General features: G+C 67.2%; 17 protein-coding genes. 12 read left to right on the forward strand and 5 right to left on the reverse strand.

Annotated elements, in window-relative coordinates; all coding sequences use genetic code 11:
• Positions 1-2: 2 nt before the first annotated feature.
• From fabG to fabD, 3 genes are read right to left on the reverse strand one after another with little or no spacing between them, the layout of a single operon-like run.
• Positions 3-740, reverse strand: a complete 738-nt coding sequence (gene fabG, locus Q9Q95_RS06905) for a 3-oxoacyl-[acyl-carrier-protein] reductase (protein ID WP_306095281.1) — start codon at positions 738-740, stop codon at positions 3-5.
• 12 nt (positions 741-752) lie between these two features.
• Entirely contained in the window at positions 753-1,172 is a 420-nt protein-coding gene (locus Q9Q95_RS06910; RefSeq protein ID WP_306095283.1) for a GxxExxY protein, read from the reverse strand.
• A 53-nt stretch (positions 1,173-1,225) separates the two neighbouring features.
• On the reverse strand, positions 1,226-2,161 hold the full coding sequence (fabD, locus tag Q9Q95_RS06915; protein WP_306095285.1) for an ACP S-malonyltransferase: 936 nt from the start codon (positions 2,159-2,161) through the stop codon (positions 1,226-1,228).
• Positions 2,162-2,626: 465 nt separating this feature from the next.
• Between fabD and Q9Q95_RS06920 the strand changes: the two genes are divergently transcribed.
• The 7 genes from Q9Q95_RS06920 (at position 2,627) to Q9Q95_RS06950 (ending at position 6,862) form a co-directional block, all read left to right on the forward strand.
• A complete protein-coding gene (locus Q9Q95_RS06920) occupies positions 2,627-2,980 on the forward strand; it encodes an RcnB family protein (protein ID WP_306095287.1) in 354 nt (117 codons plus the stop codon).
• A gap of 131 nt (positions 2,981-3,111) precedes the next feature.
• Positions 3,112-3,639: an SPOR domain-containing protein gene (locus Q9Q95_RS06925; protein ID WP_306095289.1), complete on the forward strand. Its 528-nt coding sequence runs from the start codon at positions 3,112-3,114 to the stop codon at positions 3,637-3,639.
• A gap of 252 nt (positions 3,640-3,891) precedes the next feature.
• A complete protein-coding gene (gene rpsF, locus Q9Q95_RS06930; RefSeq protein WP_306095292.1) occupies positions 3,892-4,293 on the forward strand; it encodes a 30S ribosomal protein S6 in 402 nt (133 codons plus the stop codon).
• 14 nt (positions 4,294-4,307) lie between these two features.
• Complete coding sequence (gene rpsR, locus Q9Q95_RS06935; RefSeq protein WP_010543816.1) at positions 4,308-4,532, forward strand: 30S ribosomal protein S18; 225 nt, start codon at positions 4,308-4,310, stop codon at positions 4,530-4,532.
• 12 nt (positions 4,533-4,544) lie between these two features.
• A complete protein-coding gene (rplI, locus tag Q9Q95_RS06940) occupies positions 4,545-5,147 on the forward strand; it encodes a 50S ribosomal protein L9 (protein ID WP_306095336.1) in 603 nt (200 codons plus the stop codon).
• Positions 5,148-5,490: 343 nt separating this feature from the next.
• Entirely contained in the window at positions 5,491-6,090 is a 600-nt protein-coding gene (locus Q9Q95_RS06945; RefSeq protein WP_306095338.1) for a CAP domain-containing protein, read from the forward strand.
• 82 nt (positions 6,091-6,172) lie between these two features.
• On the forward strand, positions 6,173-6,862 hold the full coding sequence (locus Q9Q95_RS06950) for a CAP domain-containing protein (RefSeq protein ID WP_306095340.1): 690 nt from the start codon (positions 6,173-6,175) through the stop codon (positions 6,860-6,862).
• A gap of 18 nt (positions 6,863-6,880) precedes the next feature.
• On the opposite strand, the gene Q9Q95_RS06955 is transcribed toward Q9Q95_RS06950, so the two are convergent.
• Together Q9Q95_RS06955 and mutL are read right to left on the reverse strand one after the other, a co-directional pair.
• Positions 6,881-7,201 carry a hypothetical protein gene (locus Q9Q95_RS06955; RefSeq protein ID WP_306095342.1) on the reverse strand — a complete coding sequence of 107 codons (321 nt, stop codon included), beginning with the start codon at positions 7,199-7,201 and terminating at the stop codon, positions 6,881-6,883.
• Between the two features lie 20 nt (positions 7,202-7,221).
• The gene (gene mutL / locus Q9Q95_RS06960; protein ID WP_306095344.1) at positions 7,222-9,006 is read right to left on the reverse strand and encodes a DNA mismatch repair endonuclease MutL; all 1,785 of its coding nucleotides are present in this window, start codon (positions 9,004-9,006) and stop codon (positions 7,222-7,224) included.
• A gap of 147 nt (positions 9,007-9,153) precedes the next feature.
• Here mutL and Q9Q95_RS06965 point away from each other — a divergent pair, with 147 nt between their 5' ends.
• From Q9Q95_RS06965 to rodA, 5 genes are read left to right on the forward strand one after another with little or no spacing between them, the layout of a single operon-like run.
• Positions 9,154-10,194 carry a rod shape-determining protein gene (locus Q9Q95_RS06965; protein WP_306095346.1) on the forward strand — a complete coding sequence of 347 codons (1,041 nt, stop codon included), beginning with the start codon at positions 9,154-9,156 and terminating at the stop codon, positions 10,192-10,194.
• Positions 10,195-10,203: 9 nt separating this feature from the next.
• Positions 10,204-11,118 carry a rod shape-determining protein MreC gene (gene mreC, locus Q9Q95_RS06970; protein ID WP_306095348.1) on the forward strand — a complete coding sequence of 305 codons (915 nt, stop codon included), beginning with the start codon at positions 10,204-10,206 and terminating at the stop codon, positions 11,116-11,118.
• Between the two features lie 20 nt (positions 11,119-11,138).
• Complete coding sequence (gene mreD, locus Q9Q95_RS06975; RefSeq protein ID WP_306095582.1) at positions 11,139-11,627, forward strand: rod shape-determining protein MreD; 489 nt, start codon at positions 11,139-11,141, stop codon at positions 11,625-11,627.
• A 1-nt stretch (position 11,628) separates the two neighbouring features.
• Positions 11,629-13,665, forward strand: coding sequence for a penicillin-binding protein 2 (gene mrdA, locus Q9Q95_RS06980; RefSeq protein WP_306095351.1), 2,037 nt, complete (start codon positions 11,629-11,631; stop codon positions 13,663-13,665).
• A complete protein-coding gene (rodA, locus tag Q9Q95_RS06985) occupies positions 13,662-14,780 on the forward strand; it encodes a rod shape-determining protein RodA (protein ID WP_306095353.1) in 1,119 nt (372 codons plus the stop codon). The genes mrdA and rodA overlap by 4 nt, the downstream gene beginning before the upstream one ends.
• Positions 14,781-14,843 lie beyond the last annotated feature (63 nt).

The raw sequence follows: 14,843 nt of genomic DNA on the forward strand, positions 1-14,843 counted from the left end.
GCTCAGAGCATCGCCATCCCGCCATTGACGTGCAAGGTCTGGCCGGTGACGTAGCCAGCCTCCTTGCTGGCGAGATACACGACCGCGGCGGCGATGTCCGCGCCGTCGCCGAGATCGCCCGCGGGGATGCGGGTGAGCAAGGCGGTCTTCTGCGCCTCGGGCAGCACGTCGGTCATCGCCGAGCGGATGAAGCCGGGCGCGACGCAATTGACCGTGATGTTGCGGCTGGCAAGCTCCTGCGCCAGCGCCTTGGACATGCCGACAAGGCCCGCCTTGGACGCGGCATAGTTCGCCTGGCCCGGATTGCCGGTGGCGCCGACCACCGAGGTGATCGAGATCATCCGGCCGAACCGCGCCTTCATCATCGGCTTGGCGGCGGCGCGCATCAGGCGGAACGCGGCCTCGAGATTGACGCGGATCACCGTGTCCCACTCCTCGTCCTTCATCCGCATCGCCAGATTGTCGCGGGTGACGCCGGCATTGTTGACGAGGATGTCGAGCTTGCCGAGCGCCTCGACCGCCTGCGGCACCAGCGCGTCGACCGCGGCGCTGTCGGAGAGGTTGCACGGCAAGGCGACATGGTCGCCGCCGAGTTCGGCGCGAAAGGCTTCGAGCTTGTCGGCATTCGAGCCCGACACCGCGAGCCGGGCGCCTTGCGCGGCGAGGCCCTTCGCGATCGCCGAACCGATCCCGCCCGAAGCGCCGGTAACGAGGGCGGTCATGCCTGTGAGGTCGAACATACCAGATTTTCCTTAGTTTATTTCGCGCAGAGGCGCAGAGGACGCAGAGGGGTTGTGATTGTTGACGAGCCGGCGGATGCCCTCTTTGAGCGTTTCACCACCGAAGTTGATCAGCAGCCCTACGGGCTGCCCGGTCAAACGAAGGTAGGTCAAAAGCTGCTTCGCATGCACCGGGGCGAGACGCTCCACCGACTTGATCTCGACGATCAAACGCTCGTCGATCAACAAATCGATCCGGAATGCGCAGTCGACCCGCACGCCTTCAAATTCTATATCGACAGCGCGCTGCGTCGCGACGGCGTACCCCATCGTCCGAAGGCGTGCAGCGAGAACAGCTTCATATACGCTTTCAAGAAGCCCGGGGCCGAGCTCGCGATGCAGACGCATTGCTACATCGACAACGTCGCCGCTGATCCGATCGATGTCCTTCAATACACCGCTCTCTGCGTCCTCTGCGCCTCTGCGCGAACCTCATATTTTCTATCTTACAGTGTTTTCGCCAGCGCTTCCACGTCGGCCATGGTGGCGAGGCTGGTGGTGGTGGCTTCGGGGGCGATGCGCTTGACCATGCCGGCGAGGACCTTGCCGCCGAATTCGACGAACTCGGTGACGCCCGCTTCCTGCATCGCCAGCACCGATTCGCGCCAGCGGACCATGCCGGTGACCTGCTCGACCAGCAATGTGCGGATCGTGGCCGGATCGCTGACCGGCGCGGCGGTGACGTTGGCATAGACCGGGACGAGCGGCGACTGGATCGCAACCGCGGCGAGCGCCGCCTCCATCGCGTCGGCGGCGGGCTGCATCAGCGGGCAATGGAACGGCGCCGAGACCGGCAGCAGCAATGCGCGCTTCGCACCCATTTCCTTGGCGAGCGGCAGCGCGCGCTCGATCGCGTCGCGATGGCCCGAGATCACGACCTGGCCCGGATCGTTGTCATTGGCGACGGTGCAGATCTCGCCTTGCGCGGCGGCGTCGGCGATCGACTGCGCCTTGTCGAGATCGACGCCGAGCAACGCCGCCATCGCGCCCAGGCCGACCGGCACCGCCGCCTGCATCGCGTTGCCGCGGGCGCGCAGCAATTGCGCGGTGGTAGCGAGATCGAACGCCCCGGCGGCGCACAGCGCGCTATATTCGCCGAGGCTGTGGCCGGCGACGAAATCGGCTTTCTCCGACAGGCGGATGCCGCCGTCCTTCTCGAGCACGCGCAGCACCGCGATTGCATTGGCCATGATCGCCGGCTGGGCGTTGGCAGTGAGGGTGAGCTGATCCTCGGGGCCTTCCGCCATCAGCTTCGACAGCTTCTGGCCGAGCGCCTCGTCTACTTCCTGGAAAACTTCGCGCGCATGCGGGCTCGCGGCGGCGAGCGCGCTGCCCATGCCGACGGCCTGGCTGCCCTGCCCGGGGAAGATGAACGCGCGCATGTGCCTCTCCTTGGTGAAGCGGCGCGGGTTAGAACCGTTGCGGGTGCGGGGCAAGTCCGGCCCGATTGGGCTGGCCGGTGTTTCACGCGAACGCGCGAAGGAAGAGAAGAGGTTCGCGCAGAGGCGCAGAGGACGCAGAGAGCGCCTGCGGGCACGACAGACGCCGCGTCGGCGGCAGCAAATGTGTCCAGCGAGCAACCCTGCCGCTGCCGCGGCGGCTGACTATCTCTGCGTCCTCTGCGCCTTTGCGCGAACCACCATTGTCCCGCGCCCCGAGAGTGCGCTGCACCTAGCCCTCTCCCCGGCCCTCTCCCGCAGACGGGAGAGGGAGAAGAAGATGAACGGAGGGGGCGCGGCTGCGACAATTGGTGACCATTTCGCCGCCCGGCCGGGACAGGGCTGCGACAACCGGCTCCTAGATTGGGTTCAACGCCAACGGATGGCGCGAACAAGAGGAGTGAAGACATGAAGAAGTTGATCCTCGGCCTGGTCGCCGCTTCGATCGCCGCCACCCCGGCCATGGCGGCCGCGCCGCAGCAATATCGCGGCCATGACGCGCCGCGCCACCACGTCCAGCGCGACGACCATCGCGGCTATGGCTATCAGAATCGCGGCAGCTATCAGACCCGCAGCTGGCATCGCGGCGACCGCTTCGACAGCCGTTATGCCCGCAACTACCGGCAGATCGATTATCGCCAGTATCGCGGCCTGCGGGCCCCGCCGCGCGGCTACCGCTATGTCCAGTCGGGCAACGACGCGGTGCTCGTCGCGATCACCAGCGGGATCATCGGCGCGGTGTTCGCAAACATGATCCGCTAAAACGCCGGCCTGTCCCCGGCACAAGGACGGCGGGGCCCTCGGGCTCCGCCGTTTTTGCGTCCCTTTTCGGGACCGGGGTGGAAATATCGGGGGCTCGTGCGTTAACGGTCGTTAACCGTAACGAGCCGCGCGTGAACCAGTCCGATTCTCTCTATCCGATCGCCCTCATCAAGCGCCCGCGCCGGCGCATCTGGCTGTTCGCCGCATTGGCCAGCCTGCCCCTGCTCGGGGTGATTCCGATCCTCGGCATCGCGCAGGCGTCGCGGCAGGCCCCTGCCCCGCGCGCCGCGGCGCCCATCGCCGCGATCGAGCCCTCGCCTTATTCGGTCGACCGACCTGCGACGATCACGCTCGGCGCGTTGATCGAAGTCCAGCGCCGCGCCCGCGAACAACGGCGGATGATCGCCGCGACCGAACAGCGCGCGGCGGAACTTCCCCCGGGCGAAGGCTGGCAGGCCCAGCTCGGCGCGTTCAGCTCGGCCGATGCCGCCGAACGCCAGCGCGCGCGGCTGATCGAGGCGGGGGTGCCGGTGATCGTTCGGCAGGAAGGGACGCTGCACCGGCTGCACAGCCTTCCGGCGATGCGCGCAGAAACCGAAGGGCTTTGCGCGCGGGCGCAAGCGAACGGCGTGGATTGCTTCGTGCGGCAGGCGATCTAGGGCGCCGTGCTCCTGCGCAAGCAGGAGCCCAGAGCCGCGCGGGATTCCCTTTGTCTCTCTGGGCTCCTGCTTCCGCAGGAGCACATGGTTTTGACGAGAGCTTCCTCCGCGCTTGCATTTCCCGCGCTTTGCCCGCATAGGCGCGCCAGCCGGGTGGAGACGTGTCTCCGCCCGCTTGCTTTTGAGACGACAGCCGGAGGGGCGCTGCACATGGGGTGCGCGTCAGCGATCGGCCAACATGGAAGAGAATGCATGGCTCTGTACGAGCACGTGTTCCTTGCGCGCCAGGATCTGGCACAGGCGCAAGTGGACGCTCTGGCGGAAACCGCCACCAAGATCATCGAAGACAATAAGGGCAAGGTCGTCAAGACCGAGACCTGGGGTCTTCGTTCGCTCGCCTATCGCATCGCCAAGAACCGCAAGGCGCATTACGTGATGCTCGAAATCGATGCCCCCGCGGGCGTCGTCGCCGAGCTCGAGCGCCAGACGCAGATCAACGAAGACGTGATCCGCTACATGACCGTCAAGGTCGACGAGCTGGAGCAGGGTCCGACCGTGATGATGCGCAAGGGTCAGGACCGCGAGCGCGGCCGCGGCCGTCGTGATCGCGACGATGCCGGTGGCAATACCGGTTTCGGCGGCGGCAGCGAATAAGGAGCAAAAGACACATGGCACGCCCGTTTTTCCGTCGCCGCAAGAGCTGCCCCTTCTCCGCGAAGGACGCTCCCCGGATCGACTATAAGGATGTCCGTCTGCTCCAGGGCTTCGTGTCCGAGCGCGGCAAGATCGTCCCCTCGCGCATCACTTCGGTGAGCGCGAAGAAGCAGCGCGAGCTGGCCCAGGCCATCAAGCGCGCCCGTCACCTGGGCCTGCTGCCCTACATCGTCAAGTAAGGAGCAGAGCATATGGAAGTCATCCTGCTTGAGCGCGTCGAGAAGCTCGGCGCCATCGGCGACGTGGTGAAGGTCAAGGACGGGTTCGCCCGCAACTTCCTTTTGCCCAACAAGAAGGCGCTTCGTTCGAACGCCGCCAATCGCAAGGTCTTCGAGGCCAATCGCGCGCGCATCGAAGCCGAGAACGCTTCGCGCCGCAGCGACGCCGAGAAGGAAGCCGGCAACTTCAACGACGTGTCGGTGACGATGATCCGTCAGGCATCGAACACCGGCCAGCTCTACGGCTCGGTCGCGGTTCGCGACCTGGTCGAGGCGATCACCGCCGACGGCCACAAGGTCAACAAGAGCCAGATCGTTCTCGACCGCCCGATCAAGTCGATCGGCGTGTACGAGATCAAGGTCGCGCTGCACCCCGAGGTTTCGGTGACCGTCAAGGTCAACGTCGCCCGTTCGCCGGAAGAGGCCGAGATGCAGTCGCAGGGCGTCGACGTGATGTCGGCGATGTTCGAGAAGGACGAGACCGGCTTCGTCGAGGATTACGATCCCAACGCCGAGCCGGGCGCGACCGCCGAAGTGCAGTCGGCACCCGCCGAGGACGAGAACGCCGAGGGCTGAGGCTTTCGATTTGCGCGAAAAACAGGCCGTCCCGGAACATCCGGGGCGGCCTTTTTCTTTGCGTGTCCGGGTATCGGCCAAGAAAAAACTCGCCGCACCGGGTGCGACGAGCCAAAGTGGGGGTTTCGGGGGCTTTATCCGCGCGCTGTTACGGGCACGAAACGCAGGCGCCGATCACCGCGGCGAGCGGGATCAAAGCGAGGACTAGAGGCAGCATCTTGGCCATCGGGCTTCAACCTTGTTCGACTATTCGAGATCAAAACGAGCCGGGACGAACAAGGTTGCAGCGCTTTGAACGCGATATTCGGCTTGCGTTCATCCCGGAGCCGCACAGATCAGGGCGATGCTGATCGCGCTCCTGCCCATCGTCGCGGCTTTCGCGCCGGCCCCGACGCTGGAACGCGATATCGTCGCCGAACTCAATTTCGCCCGATCGCAGCCGCGGCGTTACGCCGAACGGCTGCGCGACTATCGCCGCTATTTCCACGGCAAGATCGTGCGCTATCCCGGCAAGCCCGAGGGGTTGCGCACCGCCGAGGGTATCGCCGCAGTCGACGAGGCGATCGCCTTTCTCGAACGGCAGGCGCCCGTGGCTGCGCTCGCTCCCGCCCCTTTGCTCGCCCAGGCAGCGGGCGATCATGTCGCCGATCAGGGACCGCGCGGGGCGACCGGGCATCATTCGAAGAATGGCGACGATCCGCGCGACCGGGTCCGGCGGCGCGGCGGCGGCAATTACGTCGCCGAGACGATCACCTATGGGCCGCCCTCCGCGGAAGAAGTCGTCCGCCAGCTGATCGTTGACGACGATGTGCCGGGGCGCGGGCATCGCCGCACGGTGTTCGCCGCCGAAATGCGCTTCGTCGGGGTACGCTGCGGGCCGCATAAGACCTATCGCGTGATGTGCGTCGCCGAGTTCGGGCGCAAGGCGGACGGGCATTATTGACGGGTTACGGTCAATCCCGGAATATCGTCCGGGGCCGTCGGCGACCTAACATGGCAACGACCTTCCCGGGGGGAATTGTATCGTGCGTATCGGGCCACTTGCCGCCGGCTTCCTCGCCGCCTGCTCGACTCTGTCGGTCGCCGCCACCGACGCGCCGCGCGGACGCGGGCTCGAGGCGCAGGTGCTCGAACGGATCAACCATGCCCGCCAGAATCCGCGCGACTATGCCGACGAGCTTCGCGACTATCGCCGCTATTTCGAGGGCGACGTGGTGTTTGCGCCCGGCGATCGGAACGGGGTGTATACCCGCGAGGGGGTGTCCGCCGTCGACGAGGCGATCGCCTTTCTCGAACGGCAGGCGCCGTTGCCGCCGCTCGACCATGGCGATTTGCTCGCGCTGGCGGCGCAGGATCATGCCGGGGACCAGGGCGATGCCGGCGCGACCGGGCATCGCTCGCGCGACGGCGCCGGTCCGGGCGAGCGGGTGCGGCGCCGCGGCGGCGACGTCTATGTCGGCGAGAGCATCTCGTACGGCATGGCCGATGCCGATGCGGTGGTGCGCCAGCTGATCGTCGACGACGGCGTTCCCGGCCGCGGGCATCGGCGCCTGCTGTTCCAGAACGACTTCCGCTTCGCCGGGGTGGGCTGCGGCGCGCACCGCCGCTACGGCCATGTCTGCGTGGTCGATCTCGCCGCCACGCGCGACGGCGGACCGGCGCTGCCGCAAGTTGCGAACCGCGCGCGAACCCCTGCCCGCGCCCGCGCCCGCTGAGCGGGGCGCTGCTCACCTTCAGAATTCGATATTGTAGTTCGCGATCCGGCAAAAACCGCTCTGCAGAACCGCCTGAACCTGTATCGACCGGTTCGTCGAGGCGGCCGCGAGCAGTCCGGCCGTATAGACCTGATAGTTCGGGTCCGTCGCATCGACATAGAAAAACCCGTCGACACACTCCGGCACCGGCACATTCAGGAGGATTCGAAAAGCGTAGTTACCCGCCGCGAAAACGGAGACCCGCACAATCTTCCCCGATTTCAGGACGGTCTGGGCAGAAGCTTCCGTGGACGGAAACAACGCGGCGGCAACGAGACAGAAAAACAGACACGATCGCATTCCAATCCCCTTCACACTATTCACTTCCGGCCGAACAATTTCTCGATGTCGCCATGCGCGAGCTTCACCCAGGTGGGGCGGCCGTGGTTGCACTGGCCCGAATGCGGGGTGACTTCCATTTCGCGGAGCAGGGCGTTCATCTCGGCGACCGAGAGGATGCGGCCGGCGCGGACCGAGCCGTGGCACGCCATGGTCGAGGCGACGTGATCGAGGCGCTCCTTCAAGGACAGCGCCTCGTCGAAGCTGGCGAGCTCGTCGGCGAGATCGGTGACGAGGCCGTGGACGTCGCCCTGCCCCAGTGCCGCGGGGGTGGCTCGGACCAGCATCGCGCGCGGGCCGAAGCGTTCGAGTTCGAGCCCGAACTGGCCGAGCTCCTCGATCCGCGCCTCGAGCCGGTCGCAACCGGGTTCGTCGAGCTCGACCACTTCGGGGAGCAGCAATGCCTGGCTGGCGACGCCGCCGCCCTGCATCGCGCGGCGCATCCGTTCGAGGACGAGACGTTCGTGCGCGGCGTGCTGGTCGACGAGGACGAGACCGTCCTCGGCCTCGGCGACGATATAGGTCTTGGCGACCTGGCCGCGGGCGACGCCGAGCGGGAAGTCGATCGTCTGGGGCACCGGGGCGTGCGCGGGCTCGGCGCGGGCCTGGGGCGGCGGCGTGAAGAAGGTGGGGCGATCGCGCACCGCCATCCCGGCGAAGGCCGGGATCGCGGGCGACGCGCGATACGGCTCGAGATCCCCGCCTTCGCCGGGAGGACGGCTGTATTCCGGGCCCGGCTGCCACATCCCCAGGGCCGCCTCGCTCGGGCGCTGGGCGCTACGATGGCCGGCCTCGTCGAGCGCGCGGCGGAGGCCGCTGACGATCATGCCGCGGACGAGAGCGGGATCGCGGAAGCGGACCTCGGTCTTGGCGGGATGGACGTTGACGTCGACCTGATCGGCCGGGATTTCGAGGAACAGGGCGACCACCGGATGGCGATCGCGCGCGAGCATCTCGGCATAGGCGCCGCGCACCGCGCCGGCGAGCAACCGGTCCTTCACCGGCCGGCCGTTGACGAACAGATATTGGTGGTCGGCGACGCCGCGGTTGAAGGTCGGCAGCCCGGCGACGCCGCCGAGCGTCAGGCTCTCGCGCGCGAAATCGATCGCGACGCTGTTTTCGGCGAGATCGCGATCGGTGAGCGCCGCGACCCGCTCGGGACGGGACTCCTCGCTTTGGACCGCCAGCACCCGGCGGCCGTCATGCTCGACCGAGAAGGCGATATCGGGGCGCGCCATCGCCAGCCGCTTCACGACGTCGAGGCTCGCGCCATATTCCGCGCGGGCCGAACGAAGGAATTTCCGACGCGCCGGCACACGGCCAAAGAGCTGCTCGACGCGCACCCGCGTGCCGGGCGGCAGCGCCGCGGGCCCTTCGGCGACGACCTCGCCATTGTCGACGGTGCGCGACCAGCCATCGGCACCGCGCACCCGGCTCTCGATCGTCAGCCGCGCGACGCTGGCGATCGACGGCAACGCCTCGCCCCGGAAACCCAACGTCGCGACCGCTTCGATCGCGTCGTCGGGGAGCTTCGAGGTGGCGTGGCGCTCGAGCGCGAGCGCCATGTCGGCGGGCGCCATGCCGCAACCGTCATCGATAACCTCGATCAATTCGGTGCCGCCGGCGACGAGGCGGACGGCGATGCGGGCCGCGCCGGCATCGATTGCGTTTTCAACCAGTTCTTTCAGCGCACTGGCAGGGCGTTCGACCACTTCTCCGGCTGCAATTCGGTTGACAAGGTGCTCGGGGAGACGGCGTATTGACATGGCAGTCTGTCTAGCCCAACGGGCGGCATCCCGCGACCCGCAAGCGCAGCACCGAGGTGGATTTTTCGTCCGTCCGGAAGGGTCCGGACTAAAATCTGGTGCGAACAGCCGGCGGCGGGCGCCCGATCGGCAGGACGGAACTGAAGTATGGCTTTTTCCCGCTTTTTCAAATTCATGTCTCACGACATGGCGATCGATCTCGGCACTGCGAATACCGTTGTCTATCTTCGCGGACGCGGCGTCGTCCTCAACGAACCGTCGGTGGTGGCGGTCGAGACGCTGAACGGCGTCAAGCGGGTCAAGGCCGTCGGCGACGACGCCAAGCTGATGATGGGCAAGACTCCCGGCTCGATCGAGGCGATTCGTCCGCTTCGCGACGGCGTGATCGCCGACATCGATGTCGCCGAGCAGATGATCAAGCACTTCATCCAGAAGGTTCATGGCCAGCGCCGCTTCATGCGCTGGCCGCAGATCGTGATCTGCGTGCCCTCGGGTTCGACCTCGGTCGAGCGCCGCGCGATCCGCGATGCCGCGTCGAATGCCGGCGCTTCGCAGGTCTGGCTGATCGAGGAGCCGATGGCGGCGGCGATCGGCGCGGGCATGCCGGTCACCGAGCCGATCGGCTCGATGGTCGTCGACATCGGCGGCGGCACCACCGAAGTCGCAGTGCTCTCGCTGCGCGGCCTCGCTTATTCGACCTCGGTCCGCGTCGGCGGCGACAAGATGGACGAGGCGATCGTCTCGTATGTCCGCCGCAACCATAATTTGCTGATCGGCGAAGCCACGGCCGAACGGATCAAGCAGGAAGTCGGCGTCGCCCGGCCGCCCGTGGACGGCATCGGCACGACGATCCACATCAAGGGCCGCGACCTCGTCAACGGCGTGCCCAAGGAAATCCAGATCAACCAGGGCCAGATCGCCGAGGCGCTCAGCGAGCCGGTCGGGACGATCGTCGAGGGCGTACGCATCGCGCTCGAGAACACCGCTCCCGAACTGGCCGCCGACATCGTCGACCAGGGCATCGTGCTCACCGGCGGCGGCGCGCTGCTGGAAGGCCTGGACGAAGTGCTTCGCGACGAGACCGGGCTGCCGGTGACCGTGGCCGAGGATCCCCTGACCTGCGTCGCGCTCGGCACCGGGCGGGCGCTCGAGGATCCGATGTTCCGCGGCGTGCTCATCCAGGTCTAGGAAGCGGGAATGGCGCCGCCACGCAACCGGCGCCCCGGATTTTCGCGGCGGGCGCATTACGGGCTCTTCATCGGCTATGTCGTTGCCGCGGGCGGTGCGCTGTTCGCCGCCTTGCTGCTGCTGCTGTCGACGTTCAATCCGTCGGCATTCGCGGCGGTGCGCGGCGTGTTCGCGGAGATCACCACGCCGATCTCGTCGGGGCTCGATTGGGTCCGGCGCGGTCTCGGCGGCATTCCCGCGGGCGTAGGCAGCTATTTCAACGTCCATGGCGAAAATGCCCGGATGAAGAAGCAGCTCGCGGCCGATGCCCTGACGGTGGCGCGCGCGCAGACGCTCGAACAGGAAAATCGCCGGCTGCGCGAACTGGTCAAGTTGCGCGACGTGACCACCGACGCGATCGTCGCTGCGCGGCTGGTCAACAGCTCGTCGTCGAGCACGCGGCGTTACGCGACGCTCAACGCCGGATCGTGGCAGGGGGTCAAGCGCGGCCAGCCCGTGCGCGATCCCTCCGGCCTGATCGGCCAGGTGATCGAAACCAGCCCCAACAGCGCGCGCGTGCTGCTGCTGGTCGATCCCGAGAGCATCGTGCCGGTGCGCCGGGTCCGCGACGGGCTGCCGGCGATCGCCTCGGGCCGGGGCGACGGGCTGATCGACATCCGTTCGGCGAGCGTCGCGACGATGGGGTTCAAGGTCGGCGACGTCTTCGTCACTTCGGGGACCGGCGGAGTCTTCTCGCCCAACATCAGCGTCGCGCGCGTGATCCGCACCCAGGGCGACATCGCCATCGGCCAGCCTGCGGCCAATCCCGACGCGCTCGACTTCGCCCTCGTCCAGCAGACCTTCCTGCCCGAACCGACGCCGACGCCGACGCCGACTCCCACCCCCTCCCCTTCGCCCGCCGCGCAGCCGAGGCCGGCGCCGTGACTCCGATCGAGTTCATCCCGATGGGCCAGTCCGAGAAACCGCCCCGGGCGGTATGGCTCGCGCCGCTCTCGGTGATGCTGGGCTCGCTGATGACCTTGCTCCCGCTGGTCGCAGTGGTGCCGTTCCTGCCGCCGTTCGGGCTGATGGTGCTGCTCGGCTGGCGGATGCTGCGCGCCGATTCGATGCGGGTCTGGGTGCCGGTGCTGCTCGGCTTCTTCGACGATATGGTCAGCGGCCAGCCTTTGGGCTCGGCGATGCTGCTGTGGACCCTGTGCGTGCTGGCGATCGACGTGCTGGATACGCGGCTGGTATGGCGCGATTTCTGGCAGGATTGGCTGATCGCTTCCGGCGCGATCGGCTTCTGCCTGATCGCCGGCCGGCTGGTCGCCTCGCCGTTCGGCTCGCATGTCGATACCGCGTTGCTGCTGCAGGTCTTGACCTCGGCGGCATTGTTCCCGCTGATCTACCGGCTCTGTGCCTGGTTCGATCGCGACGTGAGGAAGCATTGAGGTGCTGAAGGTCACCGAAGCTTCGCAAACCTATAGTTTCTCGCGGCGCGCCGTGCTGATGGGCGGCGCACAGGCCGCAGTCGCGCTGGTGCTCGCCGGGCGGATGACCTGGCTCTCGGTGTTCGAGAACGAGCGCTACAAGCTGCTCGCCGAGAGCAACCGGGTCAATCTGACGCTCAGTCCGCCGCGCCGCGGCTGGATCGTCGACCGCAACGGCCAGCCGCTCGCCAACAACCGCACCGATTTCCGCGTCGACCTGATCCCCGACCGGCTGGAGAGGCGCGAGGAGACGCTCGCCGCGCTTCAGCAGATCCTCGGGCTCACCCCCGAGGACATGGCCCGGGTCGCCACCGACCTGAAGCGGGCCCAGGGCTTCCAGCCGGTGCAGGTCAAGGAAAGCCTCGACTGGGAACGCTATGCCAGAGTGCTCGTCCGGCTGCCCGAATTGCCGGGCGTTCAGGCGACGCAGGGGTTCACGCGCAACTACCCGCTCGGCGCCGGCGTCGGCCATCTGATCGGCTATGTCGGCGGCGCCTCGGCCGAACAATATAAGGAAACCAAGGACCCGCTGATGGTCACGCCCGGCTTCAAGCTGGGCAAGGACGGGATCGAGAAGACGCTCGAGGACCGGCTGCGCGGCAAGGCCGGCGCCAAGCGGGTCGAAGTGACCGCGCGCGGCAAATTGGTGCGCGAGCTGGCGACGCGGCCCGACGTGCCGGGGCAGACGGTCAAGCTCACCATCGACGCGGGGCTGCAGGAATATTGCGCCCGGCGCCTCGCCGACAATTCGGGGTCGATCGTGGTGCTCGACTGCATCACCGGCGACGTGCTGTCGATGGTGTCGATGCCGGGCTACGACCCCAACAGCTTCTCCGACGGGATCAGTCAGAGCGAGTGGAAGATGCTCGCCGAGGACGATCACATCCCGCTGATGAACAAGGTGCTGCAGGGGCTCTATCCGCCGGGCTCGACCGTCAAGCCGATGCACGCACTGGCCATCCTGCGCGCCGGCATCTCTCCGAACGCGACGGTGCATTGCGGCGGATCGCTGCAGGTCGGGCGGCGCGCCTTCCACTGCCATAGCCGGCGCGGGCATGGCGCGGTCAACATGGAACGCGCGGTCGCGCAGAGCTGCGACATCTATTTCTACGCGATGGCGCGCGAGCTCGGTTACGATGCCTTCGCGCCGACGGTGCGCGAGATGGGGCTCGGCGCGCGCTTCGACCTGCCTTATCCCAGCCAGCGCTACGGCACCGTCCCCGACAGTGCGTGGAAGCTGAAGAAATACAAGCAGCCCTGGACCATCGCCGATTCGGTCAACGCGTCGATCGGCCAGGGCTATGTGCTCGCCAATCCGCTCCAGCTGGCGGTTATGGCCGCGCGCATGGCGCAGGGCCGCGCGATCGTGCCCCGCCTGCTGCTCGATACGCCGCACGAGCCGGCGCCGTCGCTGGGGATCGACCCGCAGCACATCCAGACGGTGCGCCAGTGCATGTGGGCGGTGATCAACGGCGGCGGCACCGCCGGCAAGGCGCGGCTGCCGATCCCGGGGATCGAGCTCGCCGGCAAGACCGGCACCGCGCAGGTTCGCGCGATCACTGCCGCCGAGCGGCGTTCGGGCGTGCTCGGCAACGCCTCGCTGCCGTTCCGCCTGCGCGACCACACCTTGTTCGTGTGCTTCGCGCCATGGGACAATCCGCGCTATGCCGCTTCCATCGTGCTCGAGCATCACGGGCATATCAACCCGCTCACCGACGTGTCGCCCACCGCGCGCGACATCATGACCTTCCTGTTCGATCGCGAGAAGGCGATGGCCTCGCTCCACACGCTCGAGCAAGGCTGGGGCGGCACCTATAAGGAGCGGATGGCGAAAAAGGCCGAAGCGTTCAACGCCGCGCAGGCGGCGGCGCGCGCCGCCCCGCCGCCGCCGGTTCCCGAGGATGCCGCCGCGGCGGCGAGCAATGTCGCTTCCGAGGCGGCCAATGCCACCGTGCCGGTGGGCGACGTCGCCGGCCGGGCCGAGGATCGCGCCGAATGAGCAAGCTCGGTCCAGGCATCGTTCCCGCCCCGCTGGCGCAATTGCCGTGGAAGATCATGGTGCTGGTGCTCGCCATCGGCTGTTTCGGACTGGTCGTGCTCTATTCCGCCGCGGGCGGCAGCCTCTATCCCTGGGCGTTCTCGCAGGGGACCAAGCTGTTCGTGTTCTTCGGCATGGCGATCGCGCTGTCGCGCGTGCCCGAAAGCTGGTGGGCGATCGGCACCTTCCCGATGTATGCCCTGGTGCTGCTGATGCTGATCGGCGTCGAATTGCTCGGCGCGGTCGCCGGGGGCAGCCAGCGCTGGCTCGATCTCGGGATCATCCGGCTCCAGCCTTCCGAGCTGATGAAGCCGATCATCGTGCTGACCATGGCGCGCTTCTACGAGATCCTGCCGGCGAGCGAGATCCGCAAGTTCGGGGCGATCTGGCCCGGAGCGGTGCTGATCGGCCTGCCCGCGGCTCTGGTCATGCTCCAGCCCGATCTCGGCACGGCGCTGATGATCACCGGCGGCGGGATCGCAGTGATGTTCCTCGCCGGCATCCCGCTCCGGCTGTTCATCGGCGGCGGGCTGGCGCTGGCCGCGGCGATCCCGCTCGTGGTCAATTTCGTGCTCCACGACTATCAGCGCAACCGGGTATTGGTGTTCATGAGCCCCGAAAGCGACCCGCTCGGCACCGGCTATCATATCAGCCAGTCCAAGATCGCGATCGGATCGGGGGGCATTTTCGGTAAGGGCTTCCTCAACGGCACCCAGAGCCATCTCGACTATCTCCCCGAAGGCCATACCGATTTCGCGCTGGCCACGATGATGGAGGAATGGGGGCTGATCGGCGGGCTGTTCGTCATCCTCGCCTTCGGCTGCCTGATCGGCTGGGGGATCAGCGTGAGCATGCGCGCGAAGAGCCGGTTCGGCCGGCTGACCGCGGCCGGGCTGTCGGCGACGATCTTCTTCTATTCGTCGATCAACATGCTGATGGTGATGGGGCTCGCCCCCGTCGTCGGGATTCCGCTGCCGCTGATCAGCTTCGGCGGCACCGCGCAGATGACCTTCATGATCTGCTTCGGCATCCTGATGTCGATCGATCGCGAGAGCCGCCGCAAGCAGCGCTGGTAGAATTTTGGGTGCGGCGCATTTTAGGGTTTGCAAGCTGCGAAAGCTTTGCTAACCGCGCCCCTC

It is taken from the genome of Sphingomonas sp. DG1-23 (genome assembly GCF_030730875.1).
In the GTDB taxonomy this organism is placed as follows: domain Bacteria; phylum Pseudomonadota; class Alphaproteobacteria; order Sphingomonadales; family Sphingomonadaceae; genus Sphingomonas.